At 66.1% G+C, this 16,770-nt stretch carries 14 protein-coding genes and 1 pseudogene; 8 read left to right on the top strand and 7 right to left on the bottom strand.

Annotated features, from left to right (window positions below):
* The first annotated feature begins 114 nt into the window (after window positions 1–114).
* The 6 genes from IB256_RS04040 (at window position 115) to IB256_RS04015 (ending at window position 6,450) form a co-directional block, all read left to right on the top strand.
* Entirely contained in the window at window positions 115–1,758 is a 1,644-nt protein-coding gene (locus IB256_RS04040; RefSeq protein ID WP_225601591.1) for a hypothetical protein, read from the top strand.
* A 2-nt stretch (window positions 1,759–1,760) separates the two neighbouring features.
* Complete coding sequence (locus tag IB256_RS04035; protein ID WP_192401358.1) at window positions 1,761–2,108, top strand: hypothetical protein; 348 nt, start codon at window positions 1,761–1,763, stop codon at window positions 2,106–2,108.
* On the top strand, window positions 2,105–3,931 hold the full coding sequence (locus tag IB256_RS04030; protein WP_192401356.1) for a hypothetical protein: 1,827 nt from the start codon (window positions 2,105–2,107) through the stop codon (window positions 3,929–3,931). The genes IB256_RS04035 and IB256_RS04030 overlap by 4 nt, the downstream gene beginning before the upstream one ends.
* A 12-nt stretch (window positions 3,932–3,943) precedes the next feature.
* Window positions 3,944–4,645: a hypothetical protein gene (locus IB256_RS04025; RefSeq protein ID WP_192401354.1), complete on the top strand. Its 702-nt coding sequence runs from the start codon at window positions 3,944–3,946 to the stop codon at window positions 4,643–4,645.
* 652 nt (window positions 4,646–5,297) lie between these two features.
* Window positions 5,298–5,459, top strand: a complete 162-nt coding sequence (locus IB256_RS04020; RefSeq protein WP_081519223.1) for a DUF1427 family protein — start codon at window positions 5,298–5,300, stop codon at window positions 5,457–5,459.
* Between the two features lie 34 nt (window positions 5,460–5,493).
* Complete coding sequence (locus IB256_RS04015; RefSeq protein ID WP_192401352.1) at window positions 5,494–6,450, top strand: quinone oxidoreductase family protein; 957 nt, start codon at window positions 5,494–5,496, stop codon at window positions 6,448–6,450.
* A 28-nt stretch (window positions 6,451–6,478) separates the two neighbouring features.
* Here the strand turns inward: IB256_RS04015 and IB256_RS04010 are convergent, their stop codons facing one another.
* Both IB256_RS04010 and IB256_RS04005 read right to left on the bottom strand, forming a co-directional pair.
* The gene (locus tag IB256_RS04010) at window positions 6,479–7,267 is read right to left on the bottom strand and encodes a TenA family transcriptional regulator (protein ID WP_192291093.1); all 789 of its coding nucleotides are present in this window, start codon (window positions 7,265–7,267) and stop codon (window positions 6,479–6,481) included.
* 76 nt (window positions 7,268–7,343) lie between these two features.
* Window positions 7,344–9,794, bottom strand: coding sequence for an EAL domain-containing protein (locus IB256_RS04005; RefSeq protein ID WP_192401622.1), 2,451 nt, complete (start codon window positions 9,792–9,794; stop codon window positions 7,344–7,346).
* A 380-nt stretch (window positions 9,795–10,174) separates the two neighbouring features.
* Here IB256_RS04005 and IB256_RS04000 point away from each other — a divergent pair, with 380 nt between their 5' ends.
* A complete protein-coding gene (locus tag IB256_RS04000) occupies window positions 10,175–11,278 on the top strand; it encodes a helix-turn-helix transcriptional regulator (RefSeq protein ID WP_225601590.1) in 1,104 nt (367 codons plus the stop codon).
* A 124-nt stretch (window positions 11,279–11,402) separates the two neighbouring features.
* On the top strand, window positions 11,403–12,290 hold the full coding sequence (locus IB256_RS03995) for a class I SAM-dependent methyltransferase (protein ID WP_192291095.1): 888 nt from the start codon (window positions 11,403–11,405) through the stop codon (window positions 12,288–12,290).
* Here IB256_RS03995 and IB256_RS03990 read toward each other — a convergent pair whose 3' ends face one another.
* The 5 genes and pseudogenes from IB256_RS03990 to IB256_RS03970 form a co-directional block, all read right to left on the bottom strand.
* Window positions 12,291–14,084: an ABC transporter ATP-binding protein gene (locus IB256_RS03990; protein WP_192291097.1), complete on the bottom strand. Its 1,794-nt coding sequence runs from the start codon at window positions 14,082–14,084 to the stop codon at window positions 12,291–12,293.
* Window positions 14,077–14,679 carry a DsbA family protein gene (locus tag IB256_RS03985; RefSeq protein WP_192292495.1) on the bottom strand — a complete coding sequence of 201 codons (603 nt, stop codon included), beginning with the start codon at window positions 14,677–14,679 and terminating at the stop codon, window positions 14,077–14,079. Before IB256_RS03985 ends, IB256_RS03990 begins: the two co-directional genes overlap by 8 nt.
* A 36-nt stretch (window positions 14,680–14,715) precedes the next feature.
* Window positions 14,716–15,651 (bottom strand): rhodanese-related sulfurtransferase, encoded by a 936-nt coding sequence (locus IB256_RS03980; protein WP_192291099.1) that lies wholly within the window; start codon window positions 15,649–15,651, stop codon window positions 14,716–14,718.
* Between the two features lie 189 nt (window positions 15,652–15,840).
* A complete protein-coding gene (locus IB256_RS03975) occupies window positions 15,841–16,149 on the bottom strand; it encodes a BolA family protein (RefSeq protein ID WP_138212761.1) in 309 nt (102 codons plus the stop codon).
* A gap of 52 nt (window positions 16,150–16,201) precedes the next feature.
* A pseudogene (locus IB256_RS03970) lies at window positions 16,202–16,760 on the bottom strand (DUF2059 domain-containing protein).
* Window positions 16,761–16,770 lie beyond the last annotated feature (10 nt).

The raw sequence follows: 16,770 nt of genomic DNA, 5'->3' as shown, positions 1-16,770 counted from the left end.
CTCAACGGCTACCCCCTCAACGCGGCCCCGCTCAATACGCCTGGTGGCGCAACGACGCCCACCGAACCGGAGGGCCCCGTTGTCATCCTTCCACCGGAGACGCCAGGCCCCGGCATGCCCGCTGCAGGGTTCGCCTACCGCTGGGGCGTCTCACTACTGATGGGCGGCCAGCAGGTAGCAGCGCGCCTGACCGGGCGCCTGGAGATTGACCGCGAAGAGGGGGCGGCGGCAGTGGCCACCTTCACGCTGTATTACCCACCAGGGACCGAGGTGCCCGCCGACCTGGGCGGCGCGCCAGTCTTCATCGACTTCATCAGCGAAACTGGCGGCCAGTCAGTCCAGGCTCGTCGGTACACCGGCATTGCCATCGAGCCCAGCTGGGACGTGGTGAATCGAGTGATGACGATCACCTGCAGCGATAACCTGCAATGGCGCGTCGAGGCCATGGAAGTTGAGGCCATCGACGCACTGGTTGGCGGGTCCTGGTCGGCGGACGTCTTCGAAGCTGTCGACGGGCGAAGCCGATGGGACTATGCCGGGGAGCGGCTCAGCACGCAGCCCGCATCCCTGGACATTGGCGTCGACGGCGACCTGCGCCGCACGTCCTGGTATGCGGGCCAACCCGCCTACAAGTTCGCCCCCGGCAGCACCCTCTATCAGAGCGTCAACGTCGAGCTGGCTCAGGCCAACAGCGCGACCAACCGGGTTCCGCTCGATGTGGAGTATCGCTATAGCCGACTGTGGCAGCGCCACGACCTCTATTCCTGGGAACACCCCGGCACGGGCGGCCTGGAAGGCCTCGGCGGCTTCTGCCATTGGCGACCGCAGAGCACGGACTTGCCCGACGTGGACATGCTGGAACAGGCCACCTCCAGCGCCGGAATGAAGACCCTGGCCGGCGCCGAATACAACCGGCTGCCGCCGAGCAGCGGCGACCCCTGCGGTACTGGCCAGGGCTGGACCAACGTCCACCCGGACCTCCTGCTCTCCGCGACCTGGACCGGCGCGCGGCGGTGGGTGCAAACCATCACCGAGCGCTATGCCGTTGTGCTGGCCACCGACAAGGGGCTTGGCGACAGCAGCGGCCAGATCATCAGCCGCCAGAGTGCATCCCTCCAGATAGAGGACGCCCGCGCCGAGAACTGGGAGAGCGATGAGTTCGACAGCGGGGAGCACGGCGCGACCGACCTGCACGACATTGGGCGCCGCGATGAGGTTTTCGCGGTGAGCCTGAGCCGCGCGGCAGTGGCTGTCGTCGGCGCCCACCGTGGCACCACCGTTACCTGGCAAGTCCCCACCCCCATGGGTATTGGCTGCGACCTGGTGCATACCCTGGAGCTGGGCGACCAGGTGCGCGCGGCCGGCAAGGTGCGCCGCATTGTCGATTCCTACGACTTCGACGCCGGCACCGCGATTACCTCGCTGTCTATCGCCCTGATGCGTGGCGGCGGCGAGTCTGACGCGCTGCTGCCCCCGGATGCGCCGGAAGTGGATGTGCCGGAGTCCGAATTCACTCAGGCCGCGCTGGCCAGCCAGTTGGGCATGCGCAACGAGAGCCCGCTGTACAACGACGAGCTGGACGGCTTCGCGGGCAACTACGACGACCGCGACGACGACATCAACCCCAGCCTCCAAGAGTTCCCGCGCCGCTTCACCGTGACGGCGCCGGAAATCCCCGCCGAGCTGCGCGATGAGCGAAAGGTCGACGTCGGCCTGGTTATCCGCATCGGCATCCCTAACGACCTTCTGGAGCTTTGATCATGAGCAACGATTCAGGAGCCAAGCTTGTCGCCGATCTGGCGGCGCTGGTGGGCGGCAACCCCGCCCCGAAAAGGCTGCCCGCCGTGGCGACCAGGGGCGCCCTGGCCGACAAACGCGGTCGGTCTGACTACCAGGAGCCGGCAGCTACGGGCACCGGCAGCATCGCATCCCCGCTCACTGAGCCGGCCTATGAGGACCGCACGTTCTACAACACCGCCGTGACGTACAAGTCCACGGACGGCCTGTGGTCGTTCACCGTGAACCCCATCCGGGAAGTGAAGATGGTGGACGGCAACGAGACGCCAGTTCGATTCGTGTACGCCCAGCCCCCGGCGTCTCCCGCATGAACGACCTGAGGTTTCTCGACCTGAACAAGCTGACGCGCTGGGGCCACGCCATCCACGGCCTCGCGCTGATCGGCGGCGCCTCGGCGAAGTACCAGGCCGGGGGCGCAGAGTTCCAGCTACCTGGCCCCGTGGCTCTCTCGTTGGTAGACGCCACTGTCGGCATCCCGGTGGAGGACCAGGGCAACACCCACCTGGTCAAAGTGCCGGGTATCGCAGCCGTGGATATCACCGAGGAAGAAGCGGTGGCCGAGGCCCAGCAGGGGCGCTTCTGGCAGAACTACGCGCTGCTCTCGGGAGCGGCCCAGGCGCTGGCCGGAGCCCAGCTCAAGGGCTGGGTATGCATCGCCCCGGACGGCGGCCGCTGGCTGATCCAGCCCGCTGGAACGCCCAGCCTGCGCTACGGCTCCACGGCGGCTGGTGGCCCTCTGACCCTTCAGCTCAACGTGCGGCCGTTCGGACGCTTCGAAGCCGAGCCCGTGGCGCCCATCACCGTGGCCGGCACGCTGGCCGACATCGGTCAGGCCGATCCGCCAGGCATCAGCGCTCCCAACGGCGCGATGCTGGCTATGCGAATTGCCAGCATCGCCAGTCACGGGCGCTCGGTTCTGATCGCCTTGATGCCGACCAAGACGGTCCCGGCCGACGTGCGCGACCTCCCTTATGGCTGGCTGCGGCTCGACCTGATCGGCAACGGGCCCAACTTCGCCGTAAGCCTGAGCGTGCTCTGTACGCGCGCCGAGGCGCTTGGGGACATTGACCACGAGCTGTCGAGCACCATCCAGTCCTACCGGATCACCCCCAAGTTCCAAGGCACCGTGCTGGTCGAAGAGCGCGACGCCAACGGCCAGCTCCTGCACGGCGAGGCGACCTACCAGACCACTGGCTTCGCGGTGCTCAGGGTTGGCGAGCCGGGCTGGCAGTACGGCTACAGCACCACGAACAGCTATTTCTCCATCGGAGCCCACACCGGGTACTCCTACATGCGGAATCGACTGGTCGCGGTGACGTTCAACGAGCTGGACCAGGTAGTCCGCACCTCGGTGGATTGGGAAATGGATTCGCATTTCACCTATGAACAGCCCGACCTCCAGGCGCAGGGGCAGTACAAGCTCGTCACCGGCTCTGCCGTGCCGGGTGAGAGAAGCGGCGCAATGTCGGTGAACATTACCCTGGCCGGCTCCGGCACCTACAACGAGCGCGTCCGGCTGAAGCGCGACGGCGTTGAGCTGTCGCTGTACGAGTTCACCGTGCCGGCAAGCGCCAGCTACAGCTACACGGTCGACCTCGGTATGTCGCAAGAGTGGCTGAACAGCCGGACGTCCCTGGTGTTTAGCCCCGTTGGCGCAACCGCCCAATACATGATCGGCGGGCCGGACCCTGCAAATGGCATCCCAATCGGCACCCACTGGGCACGCACCCTGACGGTGAAGCTCGACGACCAGGTGCAGGAAAGCATCACCGACCACGACCGTGCCTGGGCCACCGTTGGCCTTGATCAGCTCCCAGTGATGCGCATCGAGTCGTCAAACGTGCTGAACCTGGACGACTACCTGAGGGTGGACTGCACGGCCTTCCGCCTCTGCAACCACGTCGCCGGGCTGCGCTATGAGCGGTACGAGGACGGCGCCGCTACAGCTCTCCCTGAGTTCGCCAAGTCGCTGCACCTGGTTGCCACCAGCGGCGGGCGCTGGACCAACCCCCGGTCAGGGACAGACCCGGTAGACCGCACCCGAATGACGGCCAGCTATCACCCCATCACCTACGCGCTCCATGTCGACCTCGACTGGAGCGAGAGCAACCGCGCTCGCGGCACCTGGATTTAAGGAGGCGACCCCATGCAGGTCTGGATCAACAATTTCGATTACCCGCTCACCGCTGAATTGGACGAGGAAGAGTTCCAGGCGCTTCCGCTTGCCCAGGACGTGCTCGACCAGATGGCGCAGGCGATGCCCAGCGATGACGACTGGATCGTCCTTACCCTGTCAGACGAGACGGGCAGCCCCTGTGAGATCGTTTCCTATCGGCGTAGTGATCGGCCGTTAGCGCCGCTCCAGCGTGAGCTGGAGGGAACGGCGGCCAGAACCTGGCCAGCAGGCACCCGCTGCCGTTGCAACGTCACAGCGCAGACGCTGGCCAATTTTGAAGAGTTCCGGTCGGTGATCATCCAGGAAGACCAGAGCATGACGCTCGAGGTCAACCGCAGGAACGGCTACTGGTATTGGATTCCCCCGGATAGCGGCGATCTGACGCTCAATATCGCGGGGTTCGGTAGCACTGACGGCGCGTCCAAGCGCTTCCCGCACTCGCGCCAGGTGATCGAGCTATGGCCGGCTGACAGCTCCGTGCGGCTGCTGATACCCGCATGGCGCTCTGGCATTTACTTCGACCTGCCGGCAGGGACGTCGGGCGAGCTGGTGGAGGGCGTCTTCCAGCTGGACCTGCCCGCGTCGCCTATCGACTGCTACATCATCGAGATCGAGCACTACGACAACCCCATCGTGCGGGTCAGCAACTACTCGGGGCTACTGACGTTCTAGGTCGGCGCGGGTGCCAAAGTTCGCGCGAAGGAACGCGCGAGCGGGCACCCAGCAGCGGTGCCAAGTAACGCGCAAGGCAGTGCCAAAACCGGCGCGCGCTTACATCTGGCTCTGGCTCTGGCTCTGGCTCGAAAGTCTTCCAGAGAGATACCCGCGCACTCCGAACGGCCCCGTTCAGGAGGCCTCGTTGAAGCGGAGTTTCAGGGGTTGAGCGACATGGATGTCGCGAGAGCGTTGTCGGGCCAGGGATGGCCCGTCAACGCGGGCCCCTGAAACTTCGTTTCAACGAGGGAATTTTTCGCCTAAGCGAAAAACCGGATGTCCGGGGCAAGACCTTTGCCTTCTTTGGGGCGTTTGCCAAAGAAGGTCGCCCGAGGGGGCGAAACAAGATGCCCGGGCGTACGCCGAAGCGGCGCAGAAACACCCAATCCAACGCAGCAGACCTGCAACACCAGAGCAAGAGAAAGCGCCGGCCCGGCCGGCGGATCGCGGGCATGGCCCGCTCCTGCAATGGGCGCTGCCGACACGCCCATCCAATACTCCCCACCCACATCTGTCCGATATTCCGAAGCCAATGACCGGCGGCGCTTCGGCGCGGCTCCTAGACTGGCCCCATTCCCGCCAGCCGCCGGAAACACCCGCGGAGTACAAGATGAACTACCTGATATCCCTGGCCATCGGCATCTGCGTCGGCCTCGCCTACCACTTCCTCGACTTCCGTTCACCGGCGCCGCCGCTGGTGGCGCTGGTCGGCCTGCTGGGCATGCAGATCGGCGAGAACGCCCTGCCGCTGTTGACCCGCTGGTTCCCCTGATCCCATCTCCCCCTGATTGCCAAGGACCCGTGCCATGAAAGCCCTGCAATTCGACCGCACCGGCGACCTCGCCGCCCTGAGCTTCACCGAGATCGCCGACCCGGTGCCCGCCACCAATGAAGTGCTGGTGGAAATCCACGCCGCCGGCCTGAACCCCAGCGATGTGAAGAACGTCCTCGGCCGCTTCCCCTACACCACCCTGCCCCGCGTGCCCGGCCGTGACTTCGCCGGCACCGTGGTGAAAGGGCCGGCCGAGCTGCTGGGCAAATCCGTCTGGGGCACCGGCCGGGGGCTGGGCTTCAGCCGCAACGGCAGCCACGCCCAGCTGATGAGCGTGCCGGTCGGCGGGGTGGCGCTGATGCCCGAGCACATGAGCTTCGCCCAGGCCGCCAGCTGCGGCGTGCCCTTCACCACCGCCTGGGACGCGCTGGAGCGCAGCCAGGTCGGCGCCGGTACCCGCCTGCTGGTGATCGGTTCCGGCGCTGTCGGCGCGGCGGCCATTTCCCTGGCCAAGGCCCGCGGCGCCCAGGTGCTGGGCGCGGTGCGTCGCGCCGAATCGCAGGTGGAACTGCAAGCCCAGAGCGTGCCGAGCATCCTGCTGGGCTCGGCGGACACCCTGGCGGCGCAGGTGGAAGAACACTTCCCCGGCGGCGCCGAGGTGATCTTCGACACCACCGGCTTCTGGCTGCCGGCAGCGGTCTCCGCCCTGGCTACCTTCGGCCGCATCGCCATCATCGCCGCGCCGGTGGACGGCCACGTGCAGCTTCCAGCCCTGGTGCTGTATCGCCGTGGCGGTTCGGTGGTCGGGGTGAATTCGCTGCTGTACGACACGGTGGCCTGCGCCGCGATGCTGCGCCAGTTCGGCCAGTGGTTCGACGACGGCAGGCTGCCGCTGCCCACCGGCCTGCGCGAAGTGCCACTGAGCGAGGGTGTGCAGCGTTATCACGAGGTCAACGAGGGCAGCAGCGAGAAGATCATTCTCGTGCCCTGAGTCCGGACACGGCTGGGAGGTTTGCCTCTCAGCCGGCTATCTGCATCGGCCCCCGCCGCACATTGCCCTGCACCTGCTCCAGCGCCAGGCACTGGTCGAGGAACAGGCGCATGTAGCCATAGCTCTTGCAGATCGCCTCGCGCAGCGCCAGACAGCGCGGCATGGCGAGCTGCGGGCCGCAGAGGGTGCAGATGATCTCCAGGGCTTCCCAGGGATGATCGTCGTCGTAGCGGGCGTGCATCTTCAGCCAGCGCATGGCGTCCTTGCGGCTGCCGGCCGGCAGGGTGCGTTCGTAGGCATCGGTGGAACAGACCAGCGCCGACCAGTCACCGGTCGCGCCTTCAATGGCGTAGTTGGTGGCGGCCATGGCCAGCGCCAGCTCCTCGGTGGCGCAGCTGTGCCAGCACCAGTGGCCGAGGGCATGGAGTTCGGCGGGTACCAGCTGGGCCTTGAGTTCGGCCAGGGTCACGCCGTAGGCCTCGGCCCAGCGCACCCAATAATCGGCGTGGTTGAGCTCGACGCGGATGTTGCGCATCAGCCAGCGCCGCGCCATGTCTTCGCCGGGGCTGCGACCGAATCGGGTCTTGAGCAGGTTGTGGGACATGTACAGGGGGAATTGCTCCACCACCTGCCAGCCACCGACCAGGAAGGCGCGCATGGTCTGCCGGCTCAGCTGGCCGTCGCGCATGCGGGCGTAGAGGGGATGCTCGACCACCGATAAACGGCTGGCTTCGCATTCCTGCACCAGGCGCTGGGCCCAGTGCGGATAGCTGGAAAGCTCCTTGAGCGGCCCACTGCGAACAAAGGTGTCGTTCATCCAAGGCTCCGTTGCTGGTCGATCCATGCAAGCACCGGTAATTCAGGCCTCAGGTTAGTCCTCTCCTGGCTGCACGTCACCGTCCGGAGGTTGTGTCGGATGCTACAGCTGCGACATGCGTCTCACGCAGGAAGCTCCGGTTGAAGGGTTGCGGCCGAGCCAGCCCGTATCCCTGGGCGTAGTCGATACCGATTTCCCGCAGCACTTCGAGGATCTCCTGGGTCTCGACGAACTCCGCCACCGTGCGCTTGCCCATCACGTGGCCGATCTGGTTGATCACCTGGACCATGGCGCGGTCGATGGGGTCTTCGAGCATGTCCTTGATGAAGCTGCCGTCGATCTTCAGGTAATCCACCGGCAGGTGCTTGAGGTAGACGAAGGACGACATCCCGGCGCAGAAGTCGTCCAGCGAGAAGCGGTAGCCCAGGGCTTTGAGCTCCTGGATGAAGCGCGTGGCGTTGACCAGGTTGGCGATGGCGCTGGTCTCGGTGATCTCGAAGCACACGCTGGCGGGCTCGATGCCGTAGCGCGGCTGCACGTCGCGGAGGAAGTCGAGGAAGGTCTCGTCACCGATGGTAGCGCCGGAAAGGTTGATGGCGCAGGTATGGATAGGTTCGTAACCGCCCTCGGCGTTGCGCTCGGCCAGGGTCCGGAAGGCGTTCTCGACCACCCAGCGGTCGATGTCCGGCATCAGCCCGTAGCGCTCGGCGGCGGGGATGAAGTTGATCGGCGCCACCAACCGGCCGCACTCGTCGTTCAGGCGCAGCAGCAATTCGACGTGGGCGCCCTCCATCACGCGCTCGTCGACGGGGAAGATCGGCTGGGCATAGAGACAGAAGCGCTCCTCCTCCAGCCCAAGGCGTATGCGCTGTACCCAGGCCATCTCGCCAACGCGGTTGGACAGCTCGGTATCGTCCGGACGGAACACCTGGGCGCGGTTACGGCCTTTTTCCTTGGCCATGTAGCAGGCCATGTCGGCACAGCGCAGCGCTTCCTCCACCGACACCAGCATGGCGGAGATGTGCACCACGCCGATGCTCACGGTGATGTTGAAGCCGCGGCCCTCCCACATGAAGTGCAGCGCCTGCACGGTCAGGCGGATGCGTTCGGCGATCTGCACCGCCATGTCCGGCGGGCAGTGTTCCAGGAGGATGCCGAACTCGTCACCGCCCAGGCGCGCCAGGGTGTCGCCGTCGCGCAGGCACTGCTGCAGCACGGAGCAGACCTGGCGCAGCAGTTCGTCGCCGGCGGCGTGGCCGCAGGTGTCGTTGACCAGCTTGAACTGGTCCAGGTCCAGGTACATCAGCGAGTGCTGGTCGTGGGAGTCCGCCGAGCTTTCCAGAGCCTGCTTCAGGCGGAACTCGAACTCGCGGCGGTTGGTCAGGCCGGTCAGTGCGTCGTGAGTTGCCTGCCACGACAGGCTGGCCATGTACTGGCGCTCGCGGGTCATGTCGTGCAGCACCAGCACCACGCCGATCACACGGCCATCGGCGTGAATCGGGGTCGCCACCAGGGTTACGGCCACGCTGGTGCCATCCAGGCGCTGGATCAGCTTGCTGGTCTCGCTGCCGCCATCCACCTCTGCGCGCAGGATCTGCCCCACCAGCGGCAGGCCCTCCACCTGCGAGTTCTCGTCGAGCACCCGCAGCAGTGAACGCAGCGGCAGGCCGACAGCCATGGAGTTGTCCCAGCCGATCAGACGTTCCGCCGCCGGGTTGAAGTAGGCAATGCACTCATGTTGGTCGAGCGTCACCACGCCGTCGCCGATGGCCGCCAGGGTGGTCTGCGCACGTTCCCTCTCGGTGTCCAGGGCACTTTCGAAGGCGCGCTGCTGGTGCAGCAGCTTGCGCGTGCGCCAGACCGCCAGGAGGATCAGCGCCAGTCCGGTCAGACCGTTGACCACCAGCAGCACCCACATGATCATCCGCGAGCCCTGCCCCAGTGCGGCGGAGAAAGCCATGGCGGCCGGCGTGACGCCGTCGTTGATGGCCTGGATGCGGCTGTTCCAGTAGCTCAGGTCGCCGGGACGGACGTCATTGGCACGGATCTTCGCGCTCATCTCGTCGGACAGCTGCTCCAGCTGGTCGAGGTAGGCGTCGCCGATGATCCACATCTTCACGGCCTGGTCGAAGTAGCTGTACTCGTGGAAATAGCGGTACAGCCAGATCAGCGCACCGACGTCGTCGGGATGGATGCCACCCTGCAGGGCGCCAGCGCGGGCCAGTTCCAGGTCGGGTTGGCTGAGATCGAGGGCGGCGCGGAAGGTCCGGTCGCCCTGGGGAATCGCAATGGCGGTGCGGTAGCGCTCGTAATCCGCCGAATCACGGCTCTGACCATAGAGTTGCAGGTAGTGGATGGCGTCCTTCTGGCCTTTGGACCAGAGGCTCTCGCCGCCCACATAGGCGCGCACCCCGGAGAGAATAAAGAAGCTGCCGCTGCCGATCAGCGTCTGTAGCAGGACCACGACCATGAACGGCCAGACCAGCTTGAGCAGACGCGTCGTACGCCGGGTCGGCAACAGTCCCATTGCATCCATAACCAGTTTCGACTTCCTTCTTTCAATTCCTGGCAGGCCGCAGGGGTAGTGACGGCTCACCCCGGGACTTTTCTGTCAGGCCGCCCCTTCCTTAACTTCTAGCCGATCGCGGGAAATCCTCAAACTGTCTGCATGAGCTTGGTGGTCCGGATTCCAGCCGTCCGGCGGAAAAGTGCCAATTCGTTGTGTGAAATGCCTTCCGTCGCCATCCCACGATTCATCCGAAACAGGCCGATTAGTGGCCTTGCGACACTCAAGGCCATGTGCCATACCTCGATCGTGCAATCTGCAAAGTGCAATCTGCACGGTGAGCGAGCACGTTGAAAGCGCACGGCGAACAGTGCGATCCGCAATCAACGGATGGAGCGGCCATGCCACGGCGGGATATGGACAGGCGGTACGACCGGCTGGTGGGGCTGACCTACGAGTGCGTACTCGACGAAGCCAACTGGCTGCCGCTGCTCACTGAGCTGATCTCGGCCAGCGGCCGCCAGCAAGGTGCCCTGTTGTTCTGGGACCAGACCGAGAGCGGCGCACTGGCCAGCGAGATCAACCTCTGCGACCCCGGCGCCATCGAGACCTACAACCGCGAATTCTGCACCATCGATCCGTCCAAGGGCTTCATGCTCCACCGCCCGGTCGGCCACTGGTACCACGACCGCGAGGAATACGGCCCGCAGCGCATGGCCCGCGACCCGTACTACCAGGAATTCCAGCGCCCCAACGGCATGCACAACGTGTCGTGCCTGAAACTCAACGAGCAGGCCAACTCCGGCGTCTACCTGTCGGTGCTGACCAGCCTCGGCGCGCGCTACCCCACCCCGCAGGAACAGACCCTGCTGACCCGCCTGAGCGAGCACCTGACCCGCGCCGCGCGGATGTTCGGGCGTATCGACGAGATGCGCCAGCAACTGGCCCACCGCGACCTGCTGCTGGACCAGCACCCCACGCCGCTGTGGCTGCTCGAGGGCAACGCCCGCGTGCTCTACGCCAACCAGGCCGCTCAGCAGCGACTCGGTCTGCGCGGCGGGCTGTTCCATGAGGTTTTCGGCCGCCTGCACTGCCGCCAGCACGACGCGAAGCTCCAGGCCCTGGTACGCCAGGCCGCGCCCCGCGCCGGCAAGGGCAATGCCGGCTGGCTGCCGCTGGGCGATGGCAGCGGGCAGGAACTGCTGGTCACCCCGGTGCCCGCCGAGGCCAGCTTCAACCAGCCCTTCCAGCGCCCACTGGTGCTGTTGGCGCTGCTCGACGCACACCGCCAGAGCCGCCTGCTGGGCGAACTGTTCGGCCTCACCCCGGCCGAGCAGCGCCTGGGCGACCTGCTGGTCCGCGGGCTGACGCCCGAACAGTGCGCCGACCAGCTCGGCACTTCGATCAATACGGTACGCAGCCAACTGCGTGCGTTGTTCCGCAAGACCCACACCAGCCGCCAGGCCGAACTGGTCAGCCTGCTGGTGCGGCTCGGGCAGCGCTGAATTTTCGCGGCCGTCATTCATTCAGATGATGGCCCGGGGCCAAGTGCCCCCTAAGGTGTTGGACGGATCACCGGCAAGGCCGGTGGCGCTTTCTCATCACTGAGCGGTATCCCAGGTGGACGGCATGGACAACGGCACCCAGCAGAATCCGAACTCGCTAACCGAAGCCATCGAGCAACTCGAACAGCAGCTGCGTCACCTCCGGGACGACGAGACCGACCTGCTGGCGCTCGCCACCGGCAGCGCGCCGCCAGCCGAAGCCCCGCGCGTGGTGCCCTTCCCCCGGCGCCGCGAGCGGCCGATGGGCGAAGGTGCCGGCAACGCGGTGCTGATGGACTACCTCTACGGCATCGACAGCACCCTGCGTTCGCTGCTGCCCGATGGGCCGACCGAAGAGTTGTTCCGCTACGCCAGCTCCGCTCCCGCCTCCCGCGCATTGCGCTCGCGCCGCCAGTTGCTGGCACGCGAGATCGACCGCTGCTGCCAACAGCTCAGCGGCCAGGCACGCATTCTCTGTGTGGGCTGCGGACACCTGCGCGAGGCCGAGTTGGCGCGCTCGCTGCGCCATGGCCAGTTCCGCCAGTTCACCGCGCTGGACGCGCAGGCGCTGTCCCTGCAGACGGTGGAGGCCAGCTATGCCGCGCTCGGCGTCCAGACGCAGCAATGCAACCTGGACGACCTGTTCTACGGACGCCAGGACCTCTGCCATTTCGACCTGATCTACTCGCCGGGCCTCTACGAGGTGCTGGACGACCACGACGCCCGCGACCTGACCCGCAACCTGTTCGCCCGCCTGCTGCCCGGCGGGCGCCTGCTGATGGGTAACTTCCTCCCCGGCGTGCCGGACATCGCCTACCTCGAAGGCCTGCTGGACTGGCGCCCGCACTACCGCAGCGATGCCCACCTGCTCGATCTGCTGCTGGGCATTCCCTACAACGACATCGGCAGTGCGCGGGTCTTCCACGACATGGGCAACTGCGTGGCCTTCCTCGAAGTCACCCGCTACGGCTGATCAGCCCTGCTGCAGGTGTCCGTACAGGCGCGCATAGAGCCCGCCTTCAGCGATGAGTTGCTGGTGGTCGCCGTCTTCGGCGATGCGTCCGCCGTCGAACACCAGCACGCGGTCGGCCTGTTTCACCGCGGACAGGCGGTGGGCGATGATCAGCGTGGTGCGCCCTTCGAGGAAGCGCTCCAGTGCCTGGTGCAGGGCGTATTCGGTGGCGGCATCGAGGGCGGAAGTGGCCTCATCGAGGATCACCACCTTCGGTTCGGCGAGCACCATGCGGGCAATCGCCAGGCGCTGCCGCTGGCCGCCAGAGAGGCGCACGCCGGAACGCCCGACCACGCTGTCCAGCCCCTGCGGCAGGGCGCGGATGGTGTCCGCCAACTGCGCTACTTCCAGCGCGCGCCAGCAGGCTTCGTCACCGCGCTCGCGGCCCATGGTCAGGTTGGCGCGCACCGTGTCGTTGAACAGCGCCGGGTGCTGCAGCACCACGGCCACATGCTCGCGCACGCAATCCAGGCCAATCTCCTCCAGCGCCGCGCCGCCGTAGCGGATGCTGCCGGACTGTGGCTGGTAGAGGCCCAGCAGCAGTTGCACCAGGGTGCTCTTGCCGCCGCCACTGGCGCCGACGATGGCGACTTTCTCGCCGGGAGCGATGTCCAGGTCGAGGCCGTCCAGCACGAGTTCGTCGCGGTAGGCGAAGCTCAGGTCGCGCACCTGGATGCCGACGCTGGTGTGCCCGGCGAACGGATCGCGGCGGTGCTGGTAATGCGGCTCGTCGGCGCGCGCCAGCAGCTCGTTGATGCGAGTCAGCGCCCCCCCGGCGGCGTAGTAGGCGTACTGCAGGCTGAGCAGTTGTTCCACCGGTCCGATCATGAACCACAGGTAACTGAAGACCGCGAGCATCTGGCCGATGGACAGGTCGGAGAACAGCACGGTGAGCATGGCCGCGGCGCGGAACAGGTCGATGCCGAACTGGAACAGCAGACCGCTGGCGCGCCCGGCAGCGTCGCTCTTCCACTGCGAGGCGACGGCGTAGTCGCGCACTTCGCGGGCACGCACACCAAGGCGACCGAGGAAGAAGCCCTGGCGGTTGCCGGCGCGCACTTCCTGAATGGCTTCGAGGGTTTCGGTCAGCGCCTGGGTGAAGCGCGAAGTGCTGTCGTTCTCCAGCTTCTTCAGGTGCTTCACGCGCTTGCCCAGCTGCACCGTGGCGAAGATCACCAGCGGGTTGAACAGCAGAATCAGCAGCGCCAGCTTCCAGTGCATCCAGATCAGGATGCCGGCGGTGCCGCAGAGAGTCAGCAACGCCACCAGGAAGCGGCTCAGGGTGTCGCCGACGAACTTGTCGAGGGTGTCGAGATCGGTCACCAGGTGCGCGCTGACCGAGCCGCCGCCGAGGGTCTCGTATTCGCCCAGGGCGATGCGCTTCAGGCGTTCGATCAGGCGCAGGCGGATGCGGTACACCACGTCCTTGGACAACCGCGCGAACAACTTGGCCTGCAGTACGTTGAACACCAGCGCGCAGCTGCGCAGCACCAGGGTTACCAGCAGCATCAGGCCGATGTAGCCGACCGGCTTGTGCCAGCCGGCGGGCAGCCAGTGATTCATCACCTGCAGGGCGGCGTCGCCCTTGCCCAGCAGCACTTCGTCCACCAGCAGCGGCAGCAGCAGCGGGATCGGTACGCTGCAGGCGGTGGCCAGTACGGCGACCAGATTGGCGAGGAGCAGGGCCTTGCGATGACGGAAAGCGAGCCGGCGAATCTCCGCCCAGCTCAGTCGGTCATCGGACAGCTCAGGCATGCCGCCCGCGCTCCAGCCAGCGCTCCAGCAGCGGGGCGAGTTCGCCCAGTGGCTGGTAGCCGTTGGTCAGCAGGGCCAGTTGGCCGTCGCGCTCGGCCAGCAGCGTAGGGAAGCCGGCGATGCCCAGGTCGCGGGCCCAGGAAAAGTCGGCCAGGGTCGCCAGGTGGTTGTCCTGGCTGTCGAAGGCTTCGGCAAACTCGATGCGCGGCAGGCCGACCTGTTCGGCCAGTTCGCTGAGCACACTGGCCTGGGTGACGTCGCGGCCTTCGGCGTAGAACGCCCGCTGGATTTCGCCGACCAGCGCCCAGGCGCAGTCCTCGTCCAGGCGGCGTGCGGTGACCACCGCCCGGCAGGCCGGTTCGGTGTCGTAGACGAAACCGTCGGGCAACGCATCTTCGAAGCGGAACGGCTGGCCGGTGGCTTCATGCACCGCGTGCCAGTGTTCGAGGATGTAGCGCTTGGTGGTCGGCTCCAGCGCGGCGCCCTGCCCCGTGCGCAGCCCGCCCATCACCAGCGCCAGCGGCACACCTGCGGCGCGCGCCTGCTCCACCAGCTGCCTGGCGACCGGGGCGAAACCCCAGCACCAGGAGCACATCGGGTCCATCACGTAGAGCAGGCGGCTGGTCATGGATCAGTTCTCCGCGCGGGGATCACGGCCAATGGGGTGCGGCTGGTTGCGCTGGCGCGCCAGTTCGATCTGCTTCTGCCGCTCGCGGGCGCTGGCGCGGGTCTTCTCCGACAGCGTGTCCCAGCAGTGCGGGCAACTGATGCCCGGCGCGTAGTGTTGCGAAGCGCGGTCCTCGACCGAGATCGGGTTGCGGCAGGCATGGCACTGATCGTAGTCGCCCTCGGTCAGGTCATGGCGCACGGTCACGCGGTTGTCGAACACGAAGCAGTCGCCGCGCCAGAGGGTCTGCGCCTCGGGCACTTCCTCCAGGTACTTGAGGATGCCGCCCTTGAGGTGGAACACCTCTTCGAAGCCTTCGTTGAGCATGTAGCTCGAGGCCTTCTCGCAACGGATGCCGCCGGTGCAGAACATCGCGACCTTCTTGTGCTTCGCCGGGTCGTAATGCTCGCGGATGTAGTCAGGGAATTCGCGGAACGACTTGGTCTTCGGGTCGATGGCGCCCTCGAAGGTGCCGATGGCCACTTCGTAGTCGTTGCGGGTGTCGATCAGCAGGACTTCCGGGTCGGAGATCAGTGCGTTCCAGTCCTGGGGTTCGACGTAGGTGCCGACCTTGGCGTTCGGGTCCACGCCGGGCACGCCGAGGGTGACGATTTCCTTTTTCAGCTTGACCTTGGTGCGGTAGAACGGCTGCTCGTCGCAGTAGGACTCCTTGTGGTCGACATCGGCCAGGCGCGCATCGGTGCGCAGCCAGGCGAGCAGGCCGTCGATGCCGGCGCGGGTGCCGGAGACGGTGCCGTTGATGCCTTCCTCGGCGAGCAGCAGGGTGCCCTTCACGCCGTTGTCCAGCAGGGTCTGCAGCAGCGGTTCGCGCAGGGCGACGTAGTCGGGCAGGGAGACGAACTTGTACAACGCCGCGACGACGATTCTTTCGGTGGTCATGCATCACTCCAGTGGTCGCCCGCGTAAAGGGCGGACCGGGCTTCTTTGGAAACGAACGTTTGGAAACACAGGCTGATCGACAGCTGAAAATGACAGCGCCGGCTGAAGCCGGCGCTGTGAGTCGCATTCTACCGGAGCGGGGCGAACCCCGCACGCGGTTGGTCAGCCGCCGATCAGTGCATCAGGCTCTCAATGCAGATCATGCTTGCTGCCGCCACGGCAGGTCGGCGAATCCGGTGCCGCGCCCTGCTGCGCCCACTCCTCGGGGGTGTAGGTGTGCATGGCCAGGGCATGGAACTGACTCATCAGCTCGCCGAGCGTGGCGTAGACCTTCTGATGCCGCTTCACCGCGTTCAGTCCGGCGAACGCCGGGCTGACGATCACGGCCTTGTAGTGCGTTTCCTGTCCGCGGCTGTGCATGTGGCTCTCATCCAGCACCTCAAGGTGTTGGGGTTCGAGGGCACTCAGGGCAGTCTGGATACGGTCACGCATGCTCATGTCGGGTCTCGCTGGCAGTCAGTACGGTCAAGGCGGGTGGAAGTCAGGACGATCAGGGCTTCTTGGCCGGAGCGGCCGGGGCCTTCACGCCCAGCTCCTTGTCCATGTCGGCCATCAGCTTGTTCACCGGCTCTACCGCGGTCTGCAGTTTGGCCTGGGTCAGCTGGGCGGATTCGGCGGTCAGGCGCGGCATCTTCTCCAGCACCTTGCGGCCCAGGGGCGATGCGTAGAAGTCGTTCAGCTGCTTGAGCTCGGATTCACTGAAGTTGCTGGTGTAGAGCTTGACCAGTTCGGGTTTGAGCTTGTCCCAACCCACCGCGCGGTCCAGTTCGGCGTTGGCCTTGGCCTGGTAGCGGTCGAGCACGGCCTTCTTGCTGTCCGGCGCCTTGGCCTGGGCGAAGCGCTGGGCGAGCATCTGCTGGACTTGCGCGTAGACCGGCACGGTCAGCTTGTCGGCATGGACCTGCTTGAGGAACTTCTCCGCCTCGGCGTTGGCGTCAGCCAGTGCCACGGAACTGAAGCCAACCAGAAGTGCTGCGGTGCAGAGGGAACGAAGAACGGTCATGGGGCAGTCCTGTGAGTCTGAAGGGTGTCCGGGTGGGACCCGCCATTCTGCGCCTA

This window comes from Pseudomonas sp. PDM17, assembly GCF_014851985.1.
Lineage (GTDB): Bacteria > Pseudomonadota > Gammaproteobacteria > Pseudomonadales > Pseudomonadaceae > Pseudomonas.
This window is presented reverse-complemented; position numbering and strand designations above follow the sequence as displayed.